Raw genomic sequence first — 26,471 nt, 5'->3', positions numbered from 1 at the left:
GCAGTAACTGGCTGTAGCGTGACGGCCGTGAAGTCCTCCCGGATGTACTCCTCCGTCGCGCTCGCGGCTTCGGTCGCAGCAACCGCTCTGACGCTCGCCGGAGCGGGCACGGCCACCGCGGCCGGCTCATGTCCGACCGCGGCACCGCAAAACGGTGCAACGCCCGACTGGACGTTGAGCGGTACCACGGGCAGCGTCGCGGTCACCGGATCCACGGACACCACCGCTCCGCTGGTCAAGGTCACCACACCGTTCAGCGTGGGCCAGACCCAGGTGCACACGCTGCAGGCCGGAGACGGACCGGTCGTCTCCAACACCGCCCGCGTCTCCGTCTGCTACATGGGCGTCAACGGGCGTGACGGGTCCGTCTTCGACAGCAGCTACCAGCGCGGCGCCCCCGTCGACTTCCCGCTTACCGGCGTCGTGCCGGGCTTTCAGAAGGCCATCGCGGGACAGAAGGTCGGGTCGACGGTCGCCGTCGCGATGGTCCCCGCCGATGGCTACCCCGAGGGTCAGCCCAGCGCCGGCATCCAGCCCGGCGACTCGCTTGTCTTCGCGATCAAGATCCTCAGCGCCACCGGCTAGCTCGGGCCGCCAAATCCCCTGTGCGGCAGGTTAATCACCTAGCGGCGCGAACATGAGCGCGGGATCGATGCCGAGTTGTCCAGCGACGTGAGTGGTGTCCCAGTACTCACGCCAGTGCGTGATCGCGCCGTCGCGAACCTCGAAAAGCGCGGTGACGTGGAAGGTGACGGCCACGCCGTTCATGGCGTTCACGTCGACTCGTTCGACGACGACGGTGTCGTCGTCGGACACGATCGTGCGGATCTCGCTCCCCTCGATCATGCCCGTCGCCAGGGTGTTGTGCTTCTCGAGTTCCGCGCGCGCCGCGTCACGTCCCCGCACCACCGGTGACAGCGGCACGTGCAGCTGCCACACGAAGTCGTCGGCCATGAGTGCGGTCATCGCGTCGACGTCCATGCTCTTGCCGTAAGCGGCGTGTATGAAATCGACCACGATTCTTTCGTTGTCGTTTTTGGTCGCAACGCTTTTCGCCATCTCATTGTCCTTCAAGGGCGGTTACAGTTCGCTATTCGTCGAACTGTAGATGGCAGTCGCTCGAAAAGGCGGTGATATACGAATCGCTTAACGCGGCCTCAGGGCCGAAGCAGCGTGATGATGGTGACGTCGTCGTCGGTATGCCTCGACGCCATCGCGGTCCAGATCCGGGACGCCGTCGCATCGCCCGCCCGGCCGAGGGTCGCCGCCAAGAGATCGAGCCCGTCGTCGATCGACTCGCCGCGACGCTCCACGAGGCCGTCGGAGAACAGGACCAAGCCGTGTCCGGGTTCGACGCTGAACGTGCTGGGGGCATAGCTGACACCCTTGACGCCGATCGGTGGGGAGAGCTTGATGGGCGCCGAGACCGCCTCGCCGACAACGTTGCCGGTCAGGTCCGTCACATACGGCAGCAAGTGGCCGGCCGAGGCGGCCTCCACCCGGCCCGAATCGAGATCGACCCGCGCGGCGATGACCGTGGCGAATGCGCCGGGCAGCATGTGCAGGCAGAACTCGTTGAGCTGTTCGAGCGCCTCGGCCGGTGTGGCGCCGGTGAACAGCTGGGCGCGCAGCGCGTTGCGCAGCGCGGCCATGGTGCCGGCCGCGGCGATGCCGTGCCCGGCCACGTCGCCGATCAGCGCGATCAGCCGGCCGTCGCGAAGCTCGAACGCGTCGTACCAATCGCCGCCGACGTTGTCCCCCGCCGCCGGTTCGTAATGCGCGGACAGGCGCCAGTTGTCGAGGGCGGGGATGGATTCGGGTAGCAGGCTGCGCTGCAGCGTCTCCGCCAGGCGCAGCGCTCCGCGCGTGCGGCGATACAGCGACTCGACCAGCTGGAGTCGCAGGGATCCGGCGGAGTCGGTCTCGCTCAGCGACCAGGGTTCGCTGCGCCCATGCACGATCTCGCGCCATCGGTCGAACGATTTGCGCGGGCTGAGCCGATACTGGTCGCCCTCGCTGATCGCGATCGACTTGTTGTAGGGGTCGCCGCCCCAGTCCACCGAGCGCAGCACCTCTCGGCGGAACCAGATCGCGTATTGCCCGTCGGGCAGATTGAGCGCCAGCGCCCCGGCGGCCACCTGCGGATCCAGCTTGAGCTCCGGCAGCGCCCGGGACAGGCACTCGCTGCTCGCGATCTCGTCGTCCACCTCGCGCGCCCAGGCGGCGACGGCGGACACGACTTCGGGCGGCGGAACCGAGCCGCGCTTGCGGAAGTCGCCCCCGATGTGGATGACCACGCCGTCGGCGGGCACCAAATCGAGCACGTCCGGCGCCCCGAGCAGCGCCGCCGATAGCGGCTCGCCGTCGTCCAGCGTGGCGGCGGTGAGCTTGGCCAAGATGGCCTGCGCGGCCAGGCGCTTGTGCAGCTGTTCATCCTCGAACCGGTCGACGAGTCGCAGCGACAGAGTCGAGCCGAGGAACTCGGCCGCCGCCCGGGTGCCGAACGGTGGCAGGTGCGGTCCGGTGTAGTGGTGGCAGGCGATCAGCCCCCACAGCCGGCCCTGCCGCAGCAGCGAGATCGACATCGATGCGTGCACGCCCATGTTCTGCAGATACTCGATATGGATGGGCGAAACGCTGCGCAGGGTGGCATACGTGAGGTCCAGCGGCGTACTGCTCACCGGGTCGATGCTCGGCACCAGCGGCGCCGGCGCGTAGTCGACGTCGGAAATCAGTCGGATCCAGTTCTTCTCGTACAGTGCGCGCGCCTGCGCCGGGATATCGGTCGAGGGGTAGTGCAGGCCCAGGAAGGAGTTGAGGTCGTCGCGCTTGGACTCGGCCACGACTTCGCCGTTGTACTCCTCGTCGTAGCGATACACCATGACCCGGTCGAAGCCGGTCAGGTCTCGGACGGCGCGCGCCGCGGTGGCGTACAGCTCGGTCAGCGTGGCGGCCCGGTTCAATTCCTCGACCGCGCCGCGGACCGCCTGGTAGGTGTTCGGGAAGGAGAACGGCCGCTCGCCGTAAGCGATTTCGAGCTCAACCAACAACACGCCGCCCGGCTCGCGGTGCAGGATCGCGTCGAAGGCCCGCGACTCGCCGCCGACCTCGATGGTGAGTTCGAGCGGGTTGTTCTGGCGCAGACTGCCGAAAGTCTCCGCCGCGCGCTCGATGCGGGCGGCTTGTTCGGAACCGAGCAGCGCGGACAGGTGCCGGCCGAGCACGGCTTCGACGGGACGGTCGAGCAGATCGGCGACGTTGGCGCTGACCTGACGCACTTCGAACGCGGGTTCGTGTACCACCGCGAGCACCCCGCGCGGCTGAATGCTGCCGGGGATGTGGATCGGCTCGCGCGCACAGTTGTCCAGGTCGATGGGAGTGCCGACCGGTACGAGATCGTCGATCGGCTGATCCGCGGACGCCGACGGCGGGACGTGCCGCTCGTCGCCGGTCACGCGAGCCGCTTCGTTGGAGTGGTGAGGGGTAGCAGCCAGACCTCCAAGCTATCAATGTGCGTCGCCGTTCGCCGACTAGGTAAGCCGCGATACGCGCGGCCTGGCAGATTCGCCCGGCAGTGACTTCCCCACGCGCCCAAGAAATTTTCCCCCTTCGACGGCGGTACGCGCCGTCGACCCCGGTCGGCCTCGCCGCGGTAACCGCTCCCGCCGCGCTCACCAAGGTAATCTGAGCAGGTCATGTGCTCGGTCGCCGTCCCAACAACCCGCCGTCTATCGGTCGCGATGAAGCAGGGCTCGGCGGCCGAACACGAGGCCGCCGAGCAGAGCCCATTCATGTCCGAACTGCTCGCCGGCCGGATCGGCGCACCGGGCTACTGCGAGTACTTGCTTCGGTTGCGTGTGGTGTACGCAGCCCTGGAGGACGCCGTGCGGGCCCGCCGTGACGATTCCATGGTTGCCGCGGTGTACGACCCCGCGCTGGAGCGCCTGACTGCTATCGACGCCGACCTCGATCACTGGCTGACCCCGGGTGCCGCACACGAGGTCGACTCCCCCGCGGCGACGGCCTACGCCGAGCGACTCGGCGCCCTCACGTGGGGTGGCGCCCTGGTGGCCCACCACTACACGCGCTATCTCGGGGATCTCTCCGGAGGCCGGGGCATCGGCAAAATCCTCGATCGCACCTTCGATCTTCGGGGCGCGGGACTTGCATTCTATGAATTTCCGGTGCGGCCCAAACCGTATAAGGACGCCTATCGTGCCCGCCTCGACGCGCTGCGTCCCGACGCCGACGAAATCGATCGCATAGTCGGCGAGGTGAAATACGCCTTCGGCCTGAACCAGGCCCTCTTCGATGAACTGTCCGACGGCGTGCCGGACCGTCGGCGCTGAATCACACTTCGGCGGAACCCCAGCGAACCCGTGCGGCAACGAACCAGGTGCCGTCGAAGAGCGCCTCTCCCCCGAGTTCGTCGGCCAGTTGCCGGCCGCCGAGGTAGCGCTTGTAGACGCGGTGACGCGATCCGTCATTCAAGGTCCGCTCTTGCCATTGCTCGGGTTCCACGCCGGCGCGAAGCGCTGAGTCGATGACGATCAGCTCCCCCGCCACCCGGCGTACCTCAGTCAGAAAGGCTTGGCGTTCATCGGCCGGCAGGTGCCCGTAGAAGTGGCCGGTCAAAACGCGGTCGAAGGCCTTGCCCGCGAACGGCAACGACAACGCGTCAGCGACGATCGCCACGCCGTGCGGCAACCGCGATTGGGTCAACTCGACCATCGCAGGGCTTTGGTCCGCTCCCACCACGAGGCCACGCAGATGACGGGTCAAAAAACCGCTACCGCAAGCAACGTCCAGCGTGCGCGCGGCCGGCAGGTCGGCAACCAAGCTGACCACCCGATCGACCTCGGCGCTCCACCCTGGCCGGTCACGCTGGGCGAAATGCCCTTGTCCTAAATACCATTCGTCGTATTCGGCGGCGCGCCGATCGTAATAGGCTGCGGTATCAGGGTCTCGGGCAAAGGCCGGGGATGTTCGCGACATATCGTCAGTCTTATCGACGCCACCACCGCTGGCCACCCATTTACGCGCGCTGACTCTTCTAATGGGTCAGACCTGGTTGAATCCGCCATCGGCGGTGACGGTGGATCCGGTGGTGAAGCTGGACAGATCGCTGGCCAAAAACACTGCGGCATTGGCGATCTCGGTGGGCTCGGCGAAGCGGCCCAGCGGGATGGTGCCGATGCGGCCGGCGCGGAACTCCTCGATCGAAGCGTCGGGATCGGTCTGCGCGGCCAGCGCGTCGCTGCCGGGGGTGGCCGTGGACCCGGCCACGATGACGTTGACCCGGATGTTGCGGCCGGCGAGTTCGTTGGCCCAGGCGCGGGCCAGGGATCGGACGGCGGCCTTGGTGGCGGCGTAGATGCTCAGCCCGGGGCGGCCGCGGTCGGCGGTGGTGGAGCCCGTCAGAATGACGGAGGCGCCGTCGTTGAGCAGCGGCAGCGCCTTTTGCACGGTGTAGACGACGCCCTTGACGTTGGTGGTCAGCAGCGCGTCGAGGTCGTCATCGGTGATTTCCCCCAGCCGCGCCACCCTCGTCGATCCGGCGTTGGCCATCACGATGTCGAGGCCGGTACCCGCTGCCACGACCTCGGCGTAGAGCCGGTCCAGATCCTCCGGCGTTCCGACATCTCCGCGCACGGCGGTCACGCGAGGGCCCAATGTGCTTGCCGCAGCATCGAGTTCAGGCTGGCGCCGACCCGTGATGAACACCCGGGCGGCACCCTCGGCAAGAAATCGTTCGGCGGTGGCCAACCCGATCCCGGAGTTGGCGCCCGTGATGACAGCGGTCTTGTGGTCGAGCAATCCCATTCGGTTCTCTCCTCGAGTCGGCGTGCCGTCACCGTTGAAACCGCGGCCGCGAATTCGCGCGCGCCGCCGCCTCGATGATGCCGTGGATGACCTGCGCCGACACCATCGCCCCCGTGCGTCCTGCCCGTCGAGCACGGGATCACCGATCGTGAACCCCGAAACCTCACCCGACACGTTCTCATCCGAACTCGTATTCTCTGCAGCATGATCGCCGCCTTGATCCTGACGCCGAGGTCAGCGCGCAGCCCGCTGCGGGCGGCCGGCAAATCCGCGCGCTAGGCCCGGTGCGGACGCGTGGCGGCTCTGGCACTGGCGCTTGCCGGTCTGGCGTTTCTCGACTCGCTCAACGTGCTCAACGTGGGAGTGGTTTCGGCGGTCATCTTCGACAGCCGGCTGGGGCGCCGGTCTCCGCTTCCCGGCGCCTTGAGTTACGTCGCGGGCGTGTTCGCGGTGACGACCACATTCGGCGTGTGCACCGTACTGGGCATCGGCTTCATCACCGAGGTCCTCGACTTTCACCTGACACCGGCCATTCGTTTCCGGGGCGAACTGCTGCTGGGCATCGCGTTGATCTGCTTGGCCTTCTTTCCGTTGACCGCACAGTCGTCGGCACCCGGCTGGGCGCTGGCGGCGATGCGGCAACGGCCCTGGCTGCTCGGATTTCTGGGGCTGGCGGTGGGCAGTGGCCAGGCCCCTACCGCCGTGCCCTATCTCACCGGCTTGGCGATGCTCGCCGCGGTGCACCCGCGGCCGCCGCTCTGGCCGTTGGTCATCCTCGTCTACTGGGCCATCGCCCTGTCGCCGCCGCTGCTGATCCTTGCCCTCTCGATGAGAAAAACCATGCGGGCCCAGCGCATTCAGCGCGCGATCGTGCGCGCCCTCACTCGCTACGGGCCGATGTCGGTGCGGCTGTTGTTCCTGGTTTTCGGAACCGGGCTCATCGCCGACGCAATCGTCAACCACAGCGCGCTGTGGTGAGGTGGTACGACTTCTCATCTGATGCACAGCGAGCTGGATTACCTTGTCGCGTGTGACCGATCGCCACGAACGCGCAATGTCCTTCGGCTCGATCGCCGAGGACTACGACGGGCTGCGGCCGCAGCCTCCGCAGCAGGCGGTGGACTGGCTGCTGCCGTCGGACTGCGAGCTGGCCGTCGACGTCGGTGCGGGCACCGGCCTGTTCACCCGCACGCTCGTCGGCCGGGCAGCGCAAGTCGTCGCCGTCGAGCCCGATGCGCGGATGCGAGCGGTGCTGGCCGAGCGGTCCCCCGGAGTTCGCGCCGTGGCGGGCACCGGTGAGTCGATTCCCCTCCCGGACAACTCCGCCGACGCGGTCTTCGTCTCCTCGGCGTGGCACTGGATGGATCCCGACCGGGCCGTCCCGGAGATCGGCCGCGTGCTGCGCGACCGCGGTCCGTTCGGGCTGATCTGGACCAGTCGCGATCGCGACGTGGACTGGGTCCGCGACCTCGAGGTGCTGCCCAAGGACGACACGTCCGATCTGGATGCGCCCGACCGCTTCCGCCGGCGCCACGAGAACGTCGTACTGCCGGATCCGCAGATATTCCACAACGTCGCGCGCGAGACGTTCGATTTCGTGCGCACGATGACGGTCGACGACATCGTCGCGATGCTCGCCACCTACAGCCGGGTGATCATCGCCTCCCCCGACGACCGCGCGCAGCGGCTCGACAACGCCCGAGCCATCTTGACCGAGCGTTTCCCCGGCGCCGACGTGATCGACGTCCCCATGCAGTCCCGGTGCTGGCGCGCCGATCGGATCGCCCGCGGCCGCTAAGCGCCGCTTGGACGTTCCGTTTGCCGATGTCGTAGACAGCGGGGGGTTAAGCGCGTAACTTCTGCCGCATTCACTTAGGAGACGCAATGACGGTGCAATCCGTATTGGCCGAGGTCCGAGAAATCCCCGGTACCGGTGACGTGATCCCGATCTTCGATCCCTCCACCGAGGAACAGATCAGCCAGTTCACCGACGGCGGTACCGAAGCCGTCAACGAGGCGGTCGCGCGCGCGAAAGCGAGCGCCGAGTCCGAAATATGGTCCGGGAAGCCCGATTACGAGCGAGCCAAGGTCCTGTGGCGGGTCGCCGACCTGATCGACGAGAACGCCGAGCTGCTCGCCGAGCTCGAAATGCTGAACGCCGGGATGTATCCCGCTCAAGCGCAGATGCAGGTGAAAATCGGCGCCGAGTGGTTCCGCTATTACGCCGGCTGGTGTACCAAGATCGACGGCATTGCGCGCGATGTGAACACCGGCGGCCTGACCGGCGTCGATTCGCACATGCACACCTATACGGTGCGCGAGCCCTACGGCGTGGTCGGGCTGATTTTCCCGTGGAACGGCCCCGTGTTCAATTTCTGCGCCAAGCTTGCGCCGTCGCTGGCGGCCGGGTGCAACAGTGTGGTGAAACCCGCTGAGGAGACGCCACTTTCGGCGCACGTGCTGATGCGCCTGCTGGCCGAGGCCGGAATCCCGGACGGGGTGGCCAACCTGGTCAACGGATACGGACACACCGTCGGCGCGGCGATCACCGCGCACCCCGACGTGGAGAAGGTCGCCTTCACCGGCTCGACAGAGGTGGGCCGCGCGATCGTGCACGCCGCGGCCGACAGCAACCTCAACAAGGTCACCCTCGAGCTCGGCGGCAAGTCACCGGTGCTGATTTTCGACGACGCGAAACTGAAGAAGGCCGTCCCGATGTCGGCGTTCGGCACGTTCGTCCACTCGGGGCAGGCCTGCGTGTGCGGCTCCCGCATTCTGGTGCAGCGTGGTGTGTACGACCAGGTCGTCGAGGGCATGGCGATGGTGGCGAATGCGATGAAGATGGGCGGCCCCAACGAAGAGGGGACCATGAGCGGACCGCTGATCAGCCAGAAGCAGCTCGACCGGGTGCTGGGCTACCTGGAGCAGGGCAGGTCCGACGGCGCGGAAATCGTCACCGGCGGCCACCGCCTCGATCGCAAGGGCTACTTCGTGCACCCGACGGTCGTCACCAACGTCGATCCCGACACCAGCCGGCTGTTCCAGGAAGAGATCTTCGGGCCCGTCGTCACGGTCCTGCCCTTCGACGACGAGGACGAGGCCGTCGCGTTGGCCAACAACAGCACCTACGGGCTGGCCGCCACGGTGTGGACCAAGGACCTCGCCCGCTCCCATCGACTGGCCAAGCGGCTGGCGGCCGGAACCGTCGGGCTCAACTGCGCTTTTCCCTACGACCACTCGATGCCCTTCGGCGGCTACAAGCAGTCCGGCTGGGGCCACGAGTCAGGCAAGGCCGGCATCGAGACCTACCTACAGACCAAGATCGTCTGGGCACAGATGTAGCGGCCTCACGCCTGCGGCCCCTCCGGCGGCCAGACCGTCCCGGGCGACGCCTCGCCGGGGCTCTCGAAATCGCCGCGAGACAGCGGCACCCACCGCTCGCTCGGTGCGGGCTGCTCCGACGACGGGAAGTCGCGCAGACTGCCGGTCGGCTTGGCGTCCCACTTGGCGAACGTCAGCGGCGTCTGCAGCCAGGCGTGCAGCAGGTTGTAGGCCGACTCGAGCGAATCGATGTGAGTGCGCTCCCAGCCATGGCTGCCGTCGAGGCCGAAGCCGACCAGCGCGGCGCGGGTGTTGGCACCCGCTTCGATCGCCGCCGCGGCATCGGACCGGTAGTAGCGAAAAACGTCGCGGGCGAATGGGATTCCCTGCTCGCGGGCCAGCCGGCAGAGTTTGCGGGTGAGGTGGTAGTCGAACGGGCCATGCATGTCGGCCATCGGGATCGTCACGCCGTCCTCGAGGGAATGCTGGCCGGGCGCGCACACCGCGTTGTCCACCGAGACCAGCTCGGCGACATCGGCGGGCAAGCCGTGACTGGCCCCGTGGCCGACCTCCTCGGTGATGGTGACCATGATCGTGGTGCGGTGCGGCAGCACCACCTTGTTCTCGGAGAAGTTCTTGGCCAGCGCGAGCGCTATCGCGACGCCCGCCTTGCCGTCCAGATGGCGTGAGACGATGAAGCCGTCGGCGGTGAGCTCGGGGCTGGTGATCAACGCCACGAAGTCACCGACCTGCAGGCCGAGCCGAACCAGGTCCTCGCGCGAGGACACTTTGCGGTCGATGCGGACCTCGACGTGCTCCCAGTTGGTGGGTTGTGTGTCGATCTCATCGCCGAATGCGTGCCCGCTGGCCTTGAGCGGCATGACCGTGCCGGTGATGAACTCATCGGGGTCGTCGATGAAAATGCGCACCCGGGCGCCCGCGGCGAACCGCGCCGAAAAGGTGCCGACCGGGACCAGTTGAAGGCGGCCGTTGTCCTTCAGGTCGCTGACCATGCAGCCGATGGTGTCGGAGTGAACCACTATGGCGCGGTCGATGGTCGCGGACTCACCCGGCAGTTCGGCGGTCAGCGCGCCGCGCCGGGTCAGCGTGAACGGCACCCCGAAGTGGTCGAAGATGTCGCCGATCACCTGCATCACCGCATCCGTGCGTCCCGACGGGCTCGGGGTCTGCAGCAGCGCCAGCAGGGTGTCGATCATCCAGGTGCGGTCGGCCTCGGCCATGGCCGCGATCTGGCCCACGTTATCTCCTCTCGAGTCGCCTCCGAACGCGTTCAACCTACCGTGTGAGCGGCACCGAACGCCCGTCGCGGCGGGCGCCGCACCACGGCTGCGGGCGTTCGATATGTCCGCTGCCCCTAAGAAGCGGATTCCATCTGGGCGATCAGATCCGCGAGGGTGAGGATGCGCTGGGCGTCGCGCACATGCAGGCTCTCGATCATGCGGCCGTCGACGGTGATGACGCTGGTGCCGGACGCCTGCGCCTGCTCGTAGGCCGAGACGATCTTGCGGGCGTCCTCCACTTCCTTGTGTGAGGGACCGAACAGCTCGTTGGCGGGGGCGATCTGCGACGGGTGGATCAGGGTCTTGCCGTCGAAGCCCATCTCGCGGCCTTGCCGAGCCTCGGCCCGGAATGCGCCGTCGTCGGTGACGTCGTTGAACACGCCGTCCAAGATGACCTTTCCGGCCGCCCGGGCTCCCAGCAAGGCCAAGCCGAGGGCGGGCACCGCGGGTGCGCGCCCGGGCACGTGCAGGCCGTGCAGCTCGTTGACCAGGTCGTTGGTACCCACCACCAAACCGGCCAGGCGATCGCTGGCCGACGCGACCTCCTCGGCCCGCAGAAAGGCCCGGGGCGTTTCGATCATCACCCACAGCTGCAACGACTTCGGCGCTCCCAATGCGTCCAGCGCGTCGGCCAGCGCTCGAACCTGTTGACCCGTCTCGACTTTCGGCACCAGCACGCCGTCGGCGGCGGAACCGGCCACCGCCGCCAGGTCGTCGTCGTGCCAGTCGGTGTCCAAGCCGTTGATGCGCACCACGACCTCGCGGGGCCGGTAGCTCTCTGACGAGATCGCGTCACACACCGTCATCCTCGAATCGGCTTTCGCGTTGGGACCCACGGCATCCTCGAGGTCGAAGATCAGCACGTCCGCCGGCAGCGTCTTACCCTTCTCCAGCGCGCGCGGCTTGTTGCCGGGGAGGTACAGGGCGGATCGGCGCGGGCGCAGGGTCGGTGCCATGAAAGCGATTCACTTCCTGTCGTCGTTGGAGCGGGAGAGTCACGAGCGTGCGCGACGGGTGTGGGGTGCGCGCGGCCTAGGCAGAAAGTACCCTTCGGTACCGGTGGAGCCGTGCGCCGGTGGTCAGCGGTCCGGCAGGCGAAATGGCCGACGCCGCGAGTGGATCGGCGGAAGGGGAAAACGAATGTCATCATTAGGCTCGGCGCGGAGCGAGGGCGACAGCTGGGACCTGGCGTCCAGCGTGGGGGCGACCGCCACGATGGTGGCGGCCTCCCGAGCGCTGGCGTCCCGTGAGCCGGACCCGTTGCTGGACGACCGATTCGCCGAGCCGTTGGTGCGGGCGGTCGGGCACCCCTTCTTCACCCGCATGCTGGACAACGAAATCCCGCTCGAGACCGACGACATGCCGATGACCCTGCAGCAGCGGCGCGAGCAGATGACCGTGCGGACCCGGTATTTCGACGACTTCTTCGGCGCCGCCACCGCGGCGGGCATACGGCAGGCCGTCATCTTGGCCGCCGGGCTCGACGCGCGGGCCTATCTGTTGGCGTGGCCCTCGGGCACCGTGGTTTTCGAGGTCGACCAGCCCGAGGTGATCGCCTTCAAGACGAACACGCTCGCCCGGATCGGTGCCGAACCGACCGCCGAGCGCCGCACCGTCGCAATCGACCTGCGCGACGACTGGCCAACGGCGCTGCGGGACAGCGGCTTTGACGCCGACTCGCCCACCGCCTGGATCGCCGAGGGTCTACTGCCCTACCTACCGCCCGACGCCCAGGACCGGCTGCTGGACAACATCACCGCGCTCAGCGCGCCGGGCAGCCGGCTGGCCACGGAAAACATCACCGACATGAGCGTGTTCACCGACGAACGCGCTCGGGCGATGCGCAACACCTGGCGTCAGCACGGGCTCGACATCGACGTCGCCGAGCTCGTCTGGCTTGGCGAGCGCCGCCCGGCCGGCGAGCACCTGGCCGACACCGGTTGGAACGTCACCCGCCACCCGACCGAACAGGTCTATGCCGAGTACGGATTCGTGCTGCCGGACAACGAAATCCTCAAGGAGTTCCGTCACTCGATCAGTTACCTCAGTGCCGAATTGGGCTGAGTCCCAGCGGTTTCGGTGGTAATCCACGTCCGCTAGGACTTGGCTTCGCGCCACCCCCGCTCGAACGGCAGCCGCCATGCGTTGGGCGCGATGAGTTGGTGAATCGCGTTGGGCCCCCATGTGCCTGGCTGATACAGCTTGGCGGGCGGCGGGTCGCTGAGCAGATCTTCGGAACGCTCCCATAATGATTCGATGCCCTCCGCGGTGTTGAACAGCGTGTGGTCGCCCCGCATCGCATCGAGGATCAGCCGTTCGTAGGCCTCGAGCACGTCCACGACGGTGTCGATCTCCTGGGAGGAAAACTGCATGGACAGCTTGTCCAGCTTCATGCCCGGGCCGGGCCGCTTGCCATAGAACGACAACGAAACCTTCGAGTTGTCGGCAAGGTCGAACGTGAGGTGATCGGGGCCCTGCGTGCCCACACCCGATCCGGGCGGAAACATGGTCCGCGGCGCCTCTTTGAACGCGATCGAGATGATGCGGATGCCCTCGGCCATCTTCTTGCCGGTCCGCAGGTAGATGGGCACCCCCGCCCACCGCCAATTGTCGATGCCGACCTTGAGGGCGATGAAGGTTTCGGTGTCGGAATCCTTCGCCACGCCGTCCTCGTCGCGATATCCGTTGTACTGACCCCGAACCACGTTGGCCGGCTTGACCGGCAGCATCGACCGGAACACCTTGTTCTTTTCCTCGCTGATGGCAAACGGCTCGAGCGCCGTCGGCGGCTCCATCACCACGAACGCCATCACCTGGAACAGGTGGGTCACCACCATGTCCTTGTAGGCCCCGGTCTCTTCGTAGAAGTTCGCCCGCTGCTCCAAGCCCTTGTCCTCGGGGATGTCGATTTGAATGTGATCGATGAAGTTGCGGTTCCAGATCGGCTCGAAGAGGCCGTTGGCGAACCGAAACGCCAAGATGTTCTGCGCGGCTTCCTTGCCCAAGAAGTGGTCGATGCGGAAAATCTGGGATTCCTCGAAGGTTTCGTGCACGAAGTCGTTCAGCGCCACGGCGCTGGCCAGATCGGTGCCGAACGGTTTTTCCATCACCACCCGCGACCGTTCGACCAGCTTGGCGTCGCGCAGCATGGTGATCACGGCGCGCGCCGCCTTGGGTGGAACCGACAGATAATGCAGGCGCCGAACGTTAGCCCCCAGATTCTCCTCGGCCTGGGCCACCGCCTCGGCCAGTGCCTCGGGTCCGGCGCCCTGCGGGACGTAGCTGATGATGCCGGCGAAATTGGCCCACTGCTCGTCCGTCAGCTTGTGCGAGCCGAAGGAATCGATCGCCTCCTTGGCGATCTCGCGGAATTCCTCCTGACTCAGGTCCTCCAACGACGTGGCGACGATTTGAATATTGGGCGCTAATTCCGACTGGTCCAGGTAGGCCAGGCCGGGGATCAGCTTTCGTTTCGCCAGATCGCCCGTCGCACCGAAAAGGACGATGACATGCGGGTCGAGCGCATCGGCGTGGTGGCGACGCGGGCGGGCGTCGGCAGCTGGGTAAGCGATGGTCTGAGGTTTCTCGGTAGCCACTCTTGCGATACTTCCACCGTCGCGGCGCTGTGTCTCGTCCGTCTCACGGCCGCCCGATTCTGGTTAGCAATCGCCCGATCGGGTATGGAATAGCGGCGGGTTCCCGGCGCCGGGGCCCGTCTCCCCACCCACGCCAGTTGGAAAGCGATATGACCAAACCCGACAAAGACCCGCTGAGCCGCGCGCAGGAGCTGGAAAACATCGTCGACCAGCTCGAGGAGAAGGTTACCGAGGAAAGCGAAGCCGAAGGCGTTCCCGGCAACCGCAGCGACCGGGAGCAAGCGGCCGTCCGAGGTGCCACCAACGAGCCGCCGGACTGATCGGCCGCCGGCCCGGCTCGCCGAGCACGCTCATTCGCTCGGGAGGTCGATGGCGTGCGCCTTCAGCGTCGTCAGCAGCTCGGGCGCGGGCCATTCGTTGGCCCGGTAGCGGACCGGACTGATTCCGGCAACGGGCAGGATGCCCACCACGTCGACGACCGTCGCGAATGGCACGGTGAACTTGTCGGACACGTTCGACGGATCGCCGACCAGAAAAGTCACGTAATCGGTCTGCGGCAGCTCCCACGGGATGCCCTGACCCCACGCCGCGGTGCTGCGCCGGCCCCAGGCCGTTTCGATCATCTGTGCGTCGCCGACGTATTGCGGGAACAATTCGCGCTCATAGTGCTCCCGCAAGAATTCGGTCTGGTGGCGGTATTCCTTTGTGGCCAAGAGTGTTCGGGCCCGCAGCGCCAGCTCGCGCAGCGGGTGCGGCCCGGCCTGATCAAACGGCGCGATGATGGTGCCCTCGATGGTGTAGCCCTGCGGCGAGATCGGCTGCTCGGCATCGAGGTACATCTGCTCGGCGACCTCGAAGAGGTCCCCGGCGTCGTCGGGCGCGTCGGTGCCCAGCAGCAAGACACCGTCGCCCGGGAAAAACACCAGCGGACGGGGGCCGCCGGCCACCGCCAGCGAACCCAGCCACCCGGTGGCCAGGATCATCGAATCGATATAGGTGCCGCCATCGGCGTCCTTCAACAGGAACTTCTCACCGGGCGCGAAGGTCTGCTGCTGCGCCGACAGGTTCTCCCGGGCGACCGCGAAGGCCTGATCGCCGGTGATGCCCCAGGCACCCGTTTCCGCCGGTGTCACCATGGCCCGCACGGTCGGCAGGTCGACCACGACCATCTCGTTGATGAAGGGAAACACCGGGCGCACCCACGGCTGGGCGCCGGTGTTGACCAAGTGATTGACGTAGCTCTGCGGGCGCAGCACCGGCCTGAGCAAGGGTTGGGCCTCGGCCCAATCCTGCGGCGCCGTCGGCGGTTGCTCGGTTGCCATGTCCACGATGAGTGCTTTCCTGCTCTTGAACAGCGAACACGCACGTTACACCCTGCGCGGGCCGACACAAGTCACCTTTTTCGGCGTGGGCGCGGTCGGCCTCAGGTCGCGACGGGTGGGCCGAACCAGGTGCCGAGGGCCCGGTGCAGCGCCGTGTCGGCGCGGGCGCCGACCCAGGCGACGTGCCCGTCCGGTCGGATCAGCACCGCCGGCGGCGCGCTGACCGCCCCTAGCGCCGGAAGTTCGCATGGGCCAACATGTTTCGCGTCGACCAGGTGCACCCGGTCCGCCCAGGACACGATGTCGATGCCGCCGGCGTCGCCGAAATTAACCAGCACCGGACGGGCGTCTCGCAGCAGGTCGAACACGCGCGACGAACCGTCGGCGGTGAGTAGATCCAGGTCGGGCATGCGGCGCCCCACCAGCGGGTGCCCCTCCCCCAGGTCGTAGCGGATGTCCAAGCCCGACATCATCGCCGCGAAACGCGAGCGGGGTTCGTCCATGTCGAGCAACTCGGTCACGGTGTCGCGCAGCGCCTGGGTGCGGTCGTCGGGGCGAAGGAGCGCCATCTGCGCCAACGCGTTGCGCAGCACACGCTGGGCGACCGGATGCCGTTCGGCGTGATAGGTGTCCAGCAGACTGTCGGGTGATGTCTTGGTGACCACCTGGCCCAGCTTCCAGCCCAGATTCACCGCATCCTGCACGCCGGTGTTCAGGCCCTGCCCACCCACCGGGTGATGGATATGCGCGGCGTCGCCGGCGAGCAGAACCCGCCCGCGCCGATAGTTCGCGGCCTGTCGCGCCGCGTCGGTGAACCGGGAAATCCAAGCGGGACTGTGGATCCCGTAGTCGGTTCCGTATACGGCGACGAGCGCCTCACTCAGCTCGCGCAGCGTGGGTTCGGACGGCGGCCCGAGGCGCCGCTCGGTGACCATGATCCGAACCGGTCCCCCCTCCTCGGCAACCGAAAGGGCATGGACACCGAGCGCGTCGTGGCGGATGCCCCACTGCGGGGATTGCTCGGCCGCGGAGTCCATTTCGGCTTCGGCGAGCAAATAGCTCGTGGTCGCCTCCCAGCCCGGAAACTCGATGCCGGCCGCCTTGCGGACGACGCTGCGTCCGCCGTCGCACCCCACGACATACTGCGCCCGCAGCATCCGGTGATCGGACAGTCCGACGTCGGCGCCGTCGTCGTCCTGCGCGACGGTCGCCACCTCTTCGCCCCGATAGATCGGCACGCCCAGCTCGTCGACCCAGTCCGCCAAGATACGTTCGATCTCGTTCTGCCACAGCGCGAGTCCGTAGGGATGCCGGGTGGGAAAGTCACTGATGTCCAACCGGATCTGGGAGAAGCCGGCGACCTGAGCCACCTGGCCCCGGGACAGAAACCGATCGGCGATGCCACGCTGATCGAGAACCTCGATCGTGCGGGCATGCAGCCCGCCGGCCCGCGTCCCGACCAGGTCCTGGCTGGTGCGCCGCTCGATTATGGCGGCGTCGATTCCCGCCAAACCCAGTTCGCCCGCCAGCATCAGCCCCGTCGGGCCGCCCCCTACAATGAGCACCGCGTGCTCCATGTCGCCGTGCGAGTTCTCCGCTGACCGCCAAACGCCCACTTCGCTACCCCGATTCGATTGAATTCTGGTTGAGGACAGCGATTTTGCATCAGCACCCGGGTCTTGCGGCAAGCCCCCGGATGCGCTATAGGTTGAAAGTGGCGGGGAACATCGATCACCAGCGGTCGCGCAGGGCGTCGATCGCGCGGTAAATCCGCTGCTCGCTGACCGGGCGGGGCGTGCCGAGTTGCTGGGCCCACAGGCTCACCCGGAATTCCTCGATCTGCCTGGCGACATCCCGGACGTCGGCGGCCGCCTTGGCCGCCTGCGGCAGCTCGCGCATCAGCTCGGCGTAGGCATCCTGCACCGCGTGCACCCGGCGCATGCGCTCCCGATCGGCCTGGACCGCACGGGACAGGCCTTCTAGGCGGCGGCGGATCGCGAGCAGGTAGCGGGCGAGATCGGCGAGGTGGGCGGCCCCGGTAGCGGCGACGAAACCGGCCGGCAGCAGCCGATCCAGCTGCGCGCGGACGTCGGCAATCGCGTCGACCTGCGCGGCCGGCGGATTCGCGGGCACCTGGAGCTGCACCTCCTGGGCGGCGGTCAGCACCTTCTCGACCCGGCCCACGATGTCGACGGTGGTGGGCGACAAGGACTTTGCCGCCCGCTGCTGCAGCGCGGCGAACTCCGCGCGCGTCCACACCGGCGCCGACACGAGCGCGTCGGCCGCGGCGTCGGCGCAGTCCTCCAGCAGCGCGGACAGGTCACCGTCCGGATTGCTGCCGAGAACCAACCGGGTGCGTGGATCAAGTTGACGCACAATGGCTTTGGTCGGCGACGCGATGCTCAGGCGAATCAACCGCCGGATCCCGGGTCGCATCGCCTGCTCCTGCTCGAACGACGTGGCGAACACGCGCAGGTCCACGCCGCCGCCCGCGTCGACGAATGCGGGAAAGCCCCGCACGGTGCGCCCGCCGACCGTGCGTTCGGCGACCCGCGGCAGTTCGTCGAGGTCCTCGGGCCAGCCCCGCAACCCGGTCCGCTCCAGATCACCCGCGACCGCATGGGCGACGGCCTGCTGGGCCGGCGTCGTGAGCCGTTCCTGCAGCACCCGCAGATCCTTGCCGCGCGCCACCTCGGCGCCGTCACCGGACTCGACCGCGAACGTCACCCGCAGATGCGACGGCAGCTTGTCCAAGTCGAAGGCATCGACGGGCACCAATACCCCGGTGCGACGGCGTAACTCGCGTTGCAGCGCCGGCAGCAGCGGCTCACCGCCCGGGTCGATTGCCGCCAGCACCGCGCGCGCGGTGTCGGGGGCGGGAACGAAGTTGCGGCGCAAGTCTTTCGGCAGTGAGCGGATGAGCGCGGTCACCAGCTCCTCGCGCAGCGCCGGCACCTGCCAGGCGAACTCGTCGCCGCCCAGGCGGGCCAGCACGTCGATCGGCACGTGCACGGTGACGCCGTCGTCAGCGGCGCCCGGCTCGAAGCGGTAGGTCAATGGCAGCGCGACATCGCCCGTCCGCCACGTGTTCGGCCGATCCGCGGCGGCCGTCTCGTTCGTGCGCAGCAGGTCGGCGCGGGCGAAGGTGAGCAGGTCCGGCGTCTGGTGGCGCTGCTTTTTCCACCAGGCGTCGAAGTGCCGCGCCGAGACGACATCGGCGGGGATGCGGGCGTCGTAGAGCGCATAGATCTCGCCGTCGCCGACCAGGAGGTCGCGCCGCCGGGCGCGCTCCTCCAGCTCCTCGAGCTCCGCGCGCAGCCGTGCGTTGTCGCGAAAGAAGTGGTGACGGGTCTGCCAGTCGCCTTCGACCAGCGCGTGGCGAATGAACAGCTCCCGCGCCAACATCGGCTCGATGCGTGCGTATCCGACCCGGCGGCGCGCGACGAGCGGCAGCCCGTACAGCGCCACCCGCTCGTAGGCCATCACCTCGCCGCGCTTGGCGTCCCAATGCGGTTCGCTGTAGGTGCGCTGCACCAGGTCACCGGCGGCCCGCTCCACGAGCTCGGGCTGGATGCGGGCGGCGGTGCGCCCGTACAGCCGGCTGGTCTCGACCAGCTCCGCCACGACGACCCAGCGCGGGGGCCGCTTGCTGAGCGCCGAGCCGGGCGCCAGCACGAAATGCGAGTTGCGCGCGCCCAGATACTCGCGGGTGTCTTCGCGGCGCATACCCACATGCGACAGCAGCCCGGCGAGCAGCGCCGCGTGCACCCGGGCCGGATCGGCCGGCTCGTCGGACGCGGCGTCCTCCACGATTCCCAGGTCGCGGGCGATGCTGCGCAGCTGCCCGACCAGGTCCTGCCACTCGCGGATGCGCAGGTAGTGCAGAAAGTCCGAACGGCACATCCGCCGAAACGCATTGCCGGATAACGACTTCCGCTGCTCGCGCAGATAGCGCCAAAGGTTGAGATAGGACATGAAGTCGGAGTGCTCGTCGGCGAAGCGGGCATGCTTTTGACGGGCCGCCTCCTCGCGGTCGCTGGGCCGCTCCCGCGGGTCGGGAATCGTCAACGCAGCGGCCAGCACCAGCATTTCGCGCACACATCCCTCGGTCTGTGCCTGCAGGATCATCCGGCCCAGCCGCGGGTCGACGGGCAACCGCGCGAGGCGGCGGCCGAGGTCGGTGATCGCGCCGTGCTGGTCGAACGCGCCCAGTTCGGCCAGCAGCTGCACACCGTCGCGCACGCTGCGCCGGTCTGGCGGATCGAGGAAGGGAAACTCGTCGATGTCGCCGAGCTGCAGCGCCGCCATCTGCAACAGCACGGCCGCCAGGTTGGTCCGCAGTATCTCGGGATCGGTGTAGCGCGGCCTGGTCGCGAAGTCCTGTTCGGAGTACAGCCGGATGCACACGCCGGGCGCCACCCGGCCGCACCGGCCGGCCCGCTGCGCGGCGGACGCCTGCGAGACGGGCTCGATCGGCAGCCGCTGCACCTTCAGGCGCCGGCTGTAACGGGAGATGCGGGCGTTGCCCGGGTCGATCACATAGCGGATCCCGGGCACGGTCAACGACGTCTCGGCGACGTTGGTCGCCAGCACGACGCGGCGCCCGGTGTGGGGCGCGAACACCTTCTGCTGCTCGGCGGTGGGCAGCCGGGCGTACAACGGAAGCACCTCGGTGTGTTTGAGGACGCCGCCCAAAGCCTCTGCGGTGTCTCGGATTTCGCGCTCACCCGACAGAAAGACCAGGATGTCCCCCGGCGGCTCGGCCTCGAGCTCGGCGATGGCGTCGACGATCGCCTCGACCTCGTCGCGGGTCTCGGTGCGCACGATCTCGTGGTCGGGGTCGTCGGGATCATCCTGCGTGTCGACCGGTACGGCAACCTCCAGCGGCCGGTAGCGGATCTGCACCGGATACGTGCGTCCCGACACTTCGATGATGGGCGCGGTGGTGCTGAGCCCGTGCTCGGCTCCGCCGCTGGGCCCAGGTTCGGCTCCACCGAAGTGGGCGGCGAAGCGCTGCGGCTCGATGGTCGCCGAGGTGACGATCACCTTCAGGTCGGGCCGGTGCGGCAGCAACTCGCGCAGGTAACCGAGCAGGAAATCGATGTTGAGGCTGCGCTCGTGGGCCTCGTCGAGGATCAGGGTGTCGTAGCGCAGCAGGCGGCGGTCGCGCTGGATCTCGGCCAGCAGGATCCCGTCGGTCATCAGCTTGATCAGCGTGCGGTCGCTGACCTGGTCGGTGAACCGCACCGTGTAGCCGACGACGTCGCCGAGCGGGCTGCCCAGCTCGTCAGCGATGCGTTGTGCGACGGTGCGGGCGGCCAGCCGGCGCGGCTGGGTGTGCCCGATGGTTCCGCGGACACCGCGGCCGGCCTCGAGGCAGATCTTGGGCAGCTGGGTGGTCTTCCCCGACCCGGTCTCGCCCGCGATCACCACCACCTGATTCGCCCGGATCGCCTCGGCGATCTCCTGCCGCCGCTCGCTGACCGGCAGGTCGGGGTAGGCGATCGCGGGGACCGCGGCGTGGCGCGCGGCGACGACCGCCTGCGCGGCCGCGATCTGGTCGGCGAGCCGCCGCAGCTTCTCGGCCGGGGCCCCGCGCAAATTCTTCAGGCGCCGGCCGAAGCGGGCCGCGTCGCGCAGCGTCACACCGTCGAGCTGTGTGCGCAACTGCGCGACAGACGGTTCGGCCACTGCTGCCACGATAGGCGTCATCCGGCGGCGCCGGCCACGAGGTGTCGGCGACGCTGCAGAGGTCGACGTGGTGTCAGAATGGCGATGCAGCAATTCGCCGCACGTCGCCAGCACGGGGGTGACGAGGAGACTTAACGGAATGCGTCACAGTTTCGGTGGCCCGTACGGCGGTCGGGATACGCGCCGATATCGATTGCGCCTGCGCGCCGATGCGGGGACGGTCTTCTACCGCACACAACAGGCGCGGATGCTGCGAATCTTCTTGGGAGCCACCACATTCCTGTACGCCTACGGGGTGGTGTTCACCTTGTTCCCGATCCGTTCGGGGCTCACCCTGTCCAATCCGACAGGCGGAATCGTTGCGGTCGGGCTCGGTGTGGGTGCGCTAGCCTTACTGGCCGCCCGGCCCGACAAACCAGCGCCCGCGACGGTAGCGGCGATCGTGGCCACACCCATCGTGATGGCGTTCCACCGCGCGATCGTTGCCGAGTTCGTCTGCCTGATCGGACCGATGTTCCTGGCGATGTACCTGCGCGCGTTTTACTCGCCACGCCGCGGAGGGACCCTGGTGGCTGTGCTGACCGGGCTGTCGGTTGCGGCACTCGCGGTCGCGCCCACGCCGAAGTTGTGGATCGACTACGTCATTTTCGTGGTCGCGATCATCGGCGCGGCTGAATCATTCGGGTTGCTGACGCGCGCCCTCGTCGCAGCGGCGTGCACCGATCCCCTCACGGGCCTGCTCAACCGCGCAGGGTGGGAGATCGCCACCGCGGACCTGTTGGCGCGATCTCGTTCTGCCGCAACCACTGTCACCGTGATCGCGATGGACATCGACAACTTCAAAAGCCTCAACGACACCCAGGGCCACGTAGCCGGCGACCAGCATCTGATCAGCTGCGCGGCTTTATGGCGACAAGTCGCGCCCGCCAATGCCGTTCTGGCCAGGTTTGGCGGCGATGAGTTCGCGGTGTGCATCGCCGACCGTCGTCCAACGGGTGCCGAAGCGGAGAGGTTCATTGCTTGCGTCCACGAACACACGCCAGGCACCAGCGTCGGCACCGCAACCCGCAGCGGTGAGGGCGCGGACATCACCTCGATGTACGCGGCTGCCGACGCGGAGCTGTACAACGTCAAGCGTGAGAGACGCGGCCCCGATCTGCGGCCGTCGCGAGGTTGACGGCGGCTGAATCCGGGTATCAGGTGGCGAGTGCATCGAATTTGGATGCCGGCTTGCGGGGGAAGTGATCGGCGATGGTCGGTTGGCTGGACAGGCTGCAGCGACGTAATCGAGTCGTCGGCGTGATCGTCGGTGTCGTCTACAAGTACAACGACGATCAGGGCGGTTACCTCGCCGCCCTGATCACCTATTACGGGCTGGTGTCGCTGTTTCCGCTGCTGCTGCTGTTGACCACCGGCCTCGGGGTGGTGCTGGCCGGCAGACCCGATCTGCAGGCGCAGGTGCTGCACAGCACCCTGAGCCAGTTCCCGGTACTCGGCGACCAGCTGCACCACCCCCAGGGGCTCAGCGGCGGAGCGGTGGGCGTGGCCGTCGGGTTGCTCGGCGCGCTCTACGGCGGCCTGGGCGTGGGACAGGCGCTGCAAAACGCGATGGACACGGTGTGGGCGGTGCCGAAGCACAAGCGCCCCAACCCGATTCGGTCCCGGCTGCGTAGCCTGCTGTTGCTGTTGGTGCTCGGCTCGGCCGCCATCGCGGCCACGGTGTTGGCCGCGGCGGGCCACGCCACCAGCGCGCTCGGCGTCTTCAGCAAGATCGGCCTCGCACTGGCCGCGGTGGCGATCAACGCGATGATCTGCCTGGTGGCCTTTCGCGTGACGACCGCACGCGCACTGACCTACCGGCAGGTGTTGCCCGGAGCGGTTGCCGCGGCGTTCATTTGGCAGATGCTGCAGTGGTTCGGCGCCGGCTACGTGGCGCACACCGTGAAAAGGGCCAGCGCCACCAATAGCGTGTTCGCACTGGTGTTGGGGGCGTTGGCGTTTCTGTTCCTGACCTCGGTGGCGCTGGTGATGTGCGCCGAGATCAACGTCGTCCTGGTGGAGCGGCTGTACCCGCGCGCCCTGCTCGGCGCATTCACCGACGACGCGGATCTGACGATGGCGGATCGGCGGACCTACACCAAGAAGGTCAAAGCCGAACGGGTCAAAGCCTTCGAGCGGGTGCATGTTCATTTCGACGACATCAAGCGGTTGCCCGCGAAAACCGTTGGGCGCCTTGGCGCGGTCCATGACTTTCGCCGCCCGCGCACGCCATGATGCGGGCTTGTTTCCCGGTGTGTGGCGAGGGCGTTGGCGTGGCGCAATAGTCTGCAGTGATGAGTCTGGTCACCTATGAGCTGCACGACCACGTTGCCACCATCACCCTGAACCGCCCGGAGGCCCGCAACGCCATCAACGGCGCGCTCCGCCAGGACCTCAACGCCGCCTGGGATCGCTTCCGCGACGACCTGGACGCCTGGGTCGGGATTTTGACGGCCAACGGCGGCGTCTTCTGCGCCGGCGGCGACCTCAAGGACGGGGAAGGCTCGGTCGGGACCTTCGGTGGCACCTTCTGGGAGAAGCCGACCATCAACTCCTTCGAATCCGGCATGGAACTGTTCAAGCCGACCATCGCCGCCGTGCACGGTCCCTGCATCGGCTACGGGGTGACCGGGGTGTTGTTCTGCGACTTCGTCATCGCCAGCACCGAGGCCACGTTCTGCTTTCCCGAGGTGTCGATCGGGGTGCCCACCATCGTCGGGGCCATCCGGCTCCCGCAACGGGTGGGCTGGGCCAACGCGATGGAGTTGCTGTTGACCGGAAAACCCATGAGCGCCGAGCGGGCCAAGGAGGTCGGTCTGGTGTGGAAGCTGGTCGAGCCCGACCAGCTGCAGGCCGAAGCCCAGGCGTGGGCCCGCACGCTCACCGAGGCCGCACCGCTGGCCCAGCGGGCGACCAAGGAAGTGGCGTGGCGGACCGCGGACATGGGCTGGATCGAATCGGTGCGCTTCGGCGAGACCATGCGCAAGGTGGCCGGTGCGACCGAAGACGTCGCCGAGGGATTGCGGGCCTGGGCCGAGAAGCGCAAACCGCAGTGGCGTGGGCGTTGACGCTCAGAAGGCGTACCGCACTCGGCACGCGGGCAGCGTGACCGCGAGCAGGTCGGTCAGGTCCTGCACCCAGCGTCCCTTCCACGGGCTCTTGTAGCGGACGTTCCACTGCCCGCTCTGGCTGCGCTTGAGCTGTTGCAGGTCCGGCCGCCACAGCAGCTCCTCCCCCTTGGGATGCCAGCCGAGGTTGACGTCGTGCAGCTCCTGGTTGTGTGTCAGGAAGGTGACCTCGGCCGCCAGCTGGCGCTTGGTGCGCTCGCTGGTGTTGTCGGCGACCTGTTGCAGCAGCTCGGCCCAGTCGTCGCGCCAGCCGTCGTAGACGATGACCGGGCTGAGATTCAGATGCACCTCGTAGCCCGCCTCGACGAAGTCGTCGATGGCCGCGATGCGGTCGGCGATCTTCGAGGTGCGGATGTCGACCAGGCGCGATGCCTGCGCCGGCATCAGGCTGAACCGCACGCGGGTGCCGCCCCTGGGGTCAAGGTTCAGCAGGTCGCGGTTGACGAGCTTGGTCGCGAAGCTGGCCTTGGCATTGGGAAGGCGGGCGAACAGCTCGATCAGGTCGGCCACGTTGTCGGACACCATCGCATCGGCCGAGCAGTCACTGTTCTCCCCGATGTCGTAGACCCAGTCGACGGGATCGCATTGATTGGGCTCGGGTTTGACGCCCTGACGGGCGGCGTGGCGTTCGAGGTAACCGGTGATCTTCTCGATGTTCGCAAACACGGTGATCGGGTTGGCGAAGCCCTTGCGGCGCGGGACGTAGCAATACGAGCACGCCATCGCGCACCCATTGGCCGTCGAGGGCGCGATCCAATCGCTGGACCGCTCGTTGCGGCGCGCCGACAGGCTCTTCTTCTCGCCCAGGACGAGCACTTCTCGTTTGATGCGGACCCAGTCCTCGACGTTGCCCTCGTTGCCATACAGGCCCGGAATCGCCTGGTGCGAGGCGACCTGGATGCGCTCGGCGTCGGGAAATCGGTCCAGCACCTGGCGCGCGCGGGGGAACCGGTCGATGTCGGGCTCGTGGTAGATCCGCTTGATGTCGAGAAGACGGTCCGTGAGGTCGGCCGGCGCCCGGTGCGCATTCGTGTCTTCGGCGAGCGTGGGCGGCATGTTTATCCAACGCCCGCCCGCCGGGCGCGGTTCCATCGGGCGGTGGCGAACCGGTGACGCCGTGGCCTTGACTGGTGGGATGGGTCAGCGATTGCGTGACGAACTGGTTCGAGTGCTCAGCGATGGCGGCCGCGGCGCCGACCACGCCGAGACCGCCCTCGGCGACGGACCGATCGGGCAGCGGCTGGAGGCGTCGATCCGCGCGTTGGCCGAGCATCGCGGGCCGCGCAGCAGCATCTGCCCGTCGGACGCCGCCCGCGCGGTGGGCGGCGACGACTGGCGCGCGTTGATGGACGACGCCCGCCTGGCCGCCCGGCGCCTCGCCAGATCGGGTGACGTGGAGATCACCCAGCGCGGCAACGCCGTCGACCCCGACGGCGACTGGGCCGGACCCATCCGCATCCGCACCACCGGGACCTAGCAATTAGCACTGGGGCGCAACGTCTTTCGTCTTCCCACCGGCGTCCGGCCGGCCTAGCGCCAACCGCCGGAACCGCCGGAACCGCCGATATGACAGGATTTCGGCATGAGTGCACGCGGACTTGCTCGCTTGGTTGGTATCCCGGTTCTGATGATGTGGGCGCTGCTGAGTGCACCCATCGGCGGCCCCACAGCCGCCGCCGATCCCTGCTCGGATGTCTCGGTGGTTTTCGCCCGGGGCACCCATCAGGAGCCCGGCCTCGGCAACATCGGACAGGCCTTCGTCGACTCGCTCACCTCGCAGCTCGGCGGTAAGTCCGTCGACGTCTATGCGGTCAACTACCCGGCCAACGACGACTATCACAACAGCGCCAACGCGGGCGCCGCCGACGCAAGCACACACATCCAGGACGTCATCGCCGGCTGCCCGAACTCGCGCATCGTGCTGGGCGGCTACTCCCAGGGCTCGACGGTGATCGATCTGGCCACCAACGCGCTGCCACCCGCGGCGGCAAACCACGTCGCCGCCGTCGCCCTCTTCGGCGAGCCCACCAGCCAGTTCTCCAGCATGCTGTGGGGCGGTCAGCCGCTACCGACAATCAATCCTGCCTATAGCGGCAAGGTCACCAGCTTGTGTGCGCCCGACGACCCGATCTGCTCCGGCGGCGGCAACATCATGGCCCACGTTTCCTACATCGACGCCGGGATGACGGCCCAGGCCGCCACGTTTGCGGCCGACCGGATCAACCAGGGCTCGCCGCAAACCTAGAGGCG

At 67.7% G+C, this 26,471-nt stretch carries 23 protein-coding genes; 12 read left to right on the top strand and 11 right to left on the bottom strand.

What is annotated here, in order from left to right:
• Positions 1 to 42: 42 nt before the first annotated feature.
• Positions 43 to 585 carry an FKBP-type peptidyl-prolyl cis-trans isomerase gene (locus A5622_RS03945; RefSeq protein WP_369807001.1) on the top strand — a complete coding sequence of 181 codons (543 nt, stop codon included), beginning with the start codon at positions 43 to 45 and terminating at the stop codon, positions 583 to 585.
• A gap of 30 nt (positions 586 to 615) precedes the next feature.
• Here the strand turns inward: A5622_RS03945 and A5622_RS03940 are convergent, their stop codons facing one another.
• The gene (locus A5622_RS03940; protein ID WP_066863039.1) at positions 616 to 1,059 is read right to left on the bottom strand and encodes a nuclear transport factor 2 family protein; all 444 of its coding nucleotides are present in this window, start codon (positions 1,057 to 1,059) and stop codon (positions 616 to 618) included.
• Between the two features lie 98 nt (positions 1,060 to 1,157).
• Positions 1,158 to 3,455 carry a SpoIIE family protein phosphatase gene (locus A5622_RS03935; RefSeq protein WP_082994520.1) on the bottom strand — a complete coding sequence of 766 codons (2,298 nt, stop codon included), beginning with the start codon at positions 3,453 to 3,455 and terminating at the stop codon, positions 1,158 to 1,160.
• A 240-nt stretch (positions 3,456 to 3,695) separates the two neighbouring features.
• Here A5622_RS03935 and A5622_RS03930 point away from each other — a divergent pair, with 240 nt between their 5' ends.
• Positions 3,696 to 4,349 carry a heme oxygenase (biliverdin-producing) gene (locus tag A5622_RS03930; protein ID WP_066876788.1) on the top strand — a complete coding sequence of 218 codons (654 nt, stop codon included), beginning with the start codon at positions 3,696 to 3,698 and terminating at the stop codon, positions 4,347 to 4,349.
• 1 nt (position 4,350) lies between these two features.
• Here A5622_RS03930 and A5622_RS03925 read toward each other — a convergent pair whose 3' ends face one another.
• The gene (locus A5622_RS03925; protein WP_156752827.1) at positions 4,351 to 5,031 is read right to left on the bottom strand and encodes a class I SAM-dependent methyltransferase; all 681 of its coding nucleotides are present in this window, start codon (positions 5,029 to 5,031) and stop codon (positions 4,351 to 4,353) included.
• A 30-nt stretch (positions 5,032 to 5,061) separates the two neighbouring features.
• Positions 5,062 to 5,823: an SDR family NAD(P)-dependent oxidoreductase gene (locus A5622_RS03920; RefSeq protein ID WP_066876785.1), complete on the bottom strand. Its 762-nt coding sequence runs from the start codon at positions 5,821 to 5,823 to the stop codon at positions 5,062 to 5,064.
• Between the two features lie 294 nt (positions 5,824 to 6,117).
• Between A5622_RS03920 and A5622_RS03915 the strand changes: the two genes are divergently transcribed.
• The 3 genes from A5622_RS03915 to A5622_RS03905 all read left to right on the top strand — a co-directional run bounded on the left by A5622_RS03915 (position 6,118) and on the right by A5622_RS03905 (position 9,165).
• On the top strand, positions 6,118 to 6,801 hold the full coding sequence (locus A5622_RS03915; protein ID WP_066876783.1) for a GAP family protein: 684 nt from the start codon (positions 6,118 to 6,120) through the stop codon (positions 6,799 to 6,801).
• Between the two features lie 52 nt (positions 6,802 to 6,853).
• On the top strand, positions 6,854 to 7,621 hold the full coding sequence (locus A5622_RS03910) for a class I SAM-dependent methyltransferase (protein WP_066876781.1): 768 nt from the start codon (positions 6,854 to 6,856) through the stop codon (positions 7,619 to 7,621).
• Between the two features lie 86 nt (positions 7,622 to 7,707).
• Complete coding sequence (locus A5622_RS03905; RefSeq protein WP_066876780.1) at positions 7,708 to 9,165, top strand: aldehyde dehydrogenase; 1,458 nt, start codon at positions 7,708 to 7,710, stop codon at positions 9,163 to 9,165.
• Between the two features lie 5 nt (positions 9,166 to 9,170).
• Here the strand turns inward: A5622_RS03905 and A5622_RS03900 are convergent, their stop codons facing one another.
• The gene (locus tag A5622_RS03900) at positions 9,171 to 10,403 is read right to left on the bottom strand and encodes an osmoprotectant NAGGN system M42 family peptidase (RefSeq protein ID WP_066863061.1); all 1,233 of its coding nucleotides are present in this window, start codon (positions 10,401 to 10,403) and stop codon (positions 9,171 to 9,173) included.
• Positions 10,404 to 10,519: 116 nt separating this feature from the next.
• A complete protein-coding gene (locus A5622_RS03895) occupies positions 10,520 to 11,401 on the bottom strand; it encodes a CoA ester lyase (RefSeq protein WP_066876778.1) in 882 nt (293 codons plus the stop codon).
• A 184-nt stretch (positions 11,402 to 11,585) separates the two neighbouring features.
• Between A5622_RS03895 and A5622_RS03890 the strand changes: the two genes are divergently transcribed.
• Positions 11,586 to 12,509 (top strand): class I SAM-dependent methyltransferase, encoded by a 924-nt coding sequence (locus tag A5622_RS03890; protein ID WP_066876776.1) that lies wholly within the window; start codon positions 11,586 to 11,588, stop codon positions 12,507 to 12,509.
• A 32-nt stretch (positions 12,510 to 12,541) separates the two neighbouring features.
• On the opposite strand, the gene zwf is transcribed toward A5622_RS03890, so the two are convergent.
• On the bottom strand, positions 12,542 to 14,041 hold the full coding sequence (zwf, locus tag A5622_RS03885) for a glucose-6-phosphate dehydrogenase (RefSeq protein WP_066863071.1): 1,500 nt from the start codon (positions 14,039 to 14,041) through the stop codon (positions 12,542 to 12,544).
• Positions 14,042 to 14,178: 137 nt separating this feature from the next.
• Between zwf and A5622_RS29525 the strand changes: the two genes are divergently transcribed.
• Positions 14,179 to 14,361: a hypothetical protein gene (locus A5622_RS29525; RefSeq protein ID WP_197497982.1), complete on the top strand. Its 183-nt coding sequence runs from the start codon at positions 14,179 to 14,181 to the stop codon at positions 14,359 to 14,361.
• Between the two features lie 30 nt (positions 14,362 to 14,391).
• Here the strand turns inward: A5622_RS29525 and A5622_RS03880 are convergent, their stop codons facing one another.
• From A5622_RS03880 to hrpA, 3 genes are all read right to left on the bottom strand, one after another.
• The gene (locus tag A5622_RS03880) at positions 14,392 to 15,369 is read right to left on the bottom strand and encodes a hypothetical protein (protein WP_066876775.1); all 978 of its coding nucleotides are present in this window, start codon (positions 15,367 to 15,369) and stop codon (positions 14,392 to 14,394) included.
• A gap of 95 nt (positions 15,370 to 15,464) precedes the next feature.
• Entirely contained in the window at positions 15,465 to 16,940 is a 1,476-nt protein-coding gene (locus tag A5622_RS03875) for an FAD-dependent monooxygenase (protein ID WP_066876877.1), read from the bottom strand.
• A 154-nt stretch (positions 16,941 to 17,094) separates the two neighbouring features.
• Positions 17,095 to 21,054, bottom strand: a complete 3,960-nt coding sequence (gene hrpA, locus A5622_RS03870; RefSeq protein ID WP_066876773.1) for an ATP-dependent RNA helicase HrpA — start codon at positions 21,052 to 21,054, stop codon at positions 17,095 to 17,097.
• Between the two features lie 193 nt (positions 21,055 to 21,247).
• Between hrpA and A5622_RS03865 the strand changes: the two genes are divergently transcribed.
• The 3 genes from A5622_RS03865 to A5622_RS03855 all read left to right on the top strand — a co-directional run bounded on the left by A5622_RS03865 (position 21,248) and on the right by A5622_RS03855 (position 24,161).
• Positions 21,248 to 22,231 carry a GGDEF domain-containing protein gene (locus tag A5622_RS03865; protein WP_066876875.1) on the top strand — a complete coding sequence of 328 codons (984 nt, stop codon included), beginning with the start codon at positions 21,248 to 21,250 and terminating at the stop codon, positions 22,229 to 22,231.
• A 74-nt stretch (positions 22,232 to 22,305) separates the two neighbouring features.
• On the top strand, positions 22,306 to 23,328 hold the full coding sequence (locus tag A5622_RS03860) for a YihY/virulence factor BrkB family protein (RefSeq protein WP_066876771.1): 1,023 nt from the start codon (positions 22,306 to 22,308) through the stop codon (positions 23,326 to 23,328).
• 59 nt (positions 23,329 to 23,387) lie between these two features.
• Entirely contained in the window at positions 23,388 to 24,161 is a 774-nt protein-coding gene (locus A5622_RS03855; protein WP_066863089.1) for an enoyl-CoA hydratase/isomerase family protein, read from the top strand.
• A gap of 3 nt (positions 24,162 to 24,164) precedes the next feature.
• On the opposite strand, the gene A5622_RS03850 is transcribed toward A5622_RS03855, so the two are convergent.
• The gene (locus A5622_RS03850) at positions 24,165 to 25,277 is read right to left on the bottom strand and encodes a spore photoproduct lyase family protein (protein ID WP_066876769.1); all 1,113 of its coding nucleotides are present in this window, start codon (positions 25,275 to 25,277) and stop codon (positions 24,165 to 24,167) included.
• A 79-nt stretch (positions 25,278 to 25,356) separates the two neighbouring features.
• Here A5622_RS03850 and A5622_RS03845 point away from each other — a divergent pair, with 79 nt between their 5' ends.
• Positions 25,357 to 25,698 carry a DUF3253 domain-containing protein gene (locus A5622_RS03845; protein WP_082972307.1) on the top strand — a complete coding sequence of 114 codons (342 nt, stop codon included), beginning with the start codon at positions 25,357 to 25,359 and terminating at the stop codon, positions 25,696 to 25,698.
• A gap of 105 nt (positions 25,699 to 25,803) precedes the next feature.
• Positions 25,804 to 26,466, top strand: coding sequence for a cutinase family protein (locus A5622_RS03840; protein WP_066863095.1), 663 nt, complete (start codon positions 25,804 to 25,806; stop codon positions 26,464 to 26,466).
• Positions 26,467 to 26,471 lie beyond the last annotated feature (5 nt).

The organism is Mycobacterium sp. 1245801.1 (assembly GCF_001673055.1).
GTDB lineage: Bacteria > Actinomycetota > Actinomycetes > Mycobacteriales > Mycobacteriaceae > Mycobacterium > Mycobacterium europaeum_A.
This window is presented reverse-complemented; position numbering and strand designations above follow the sequence as displayed.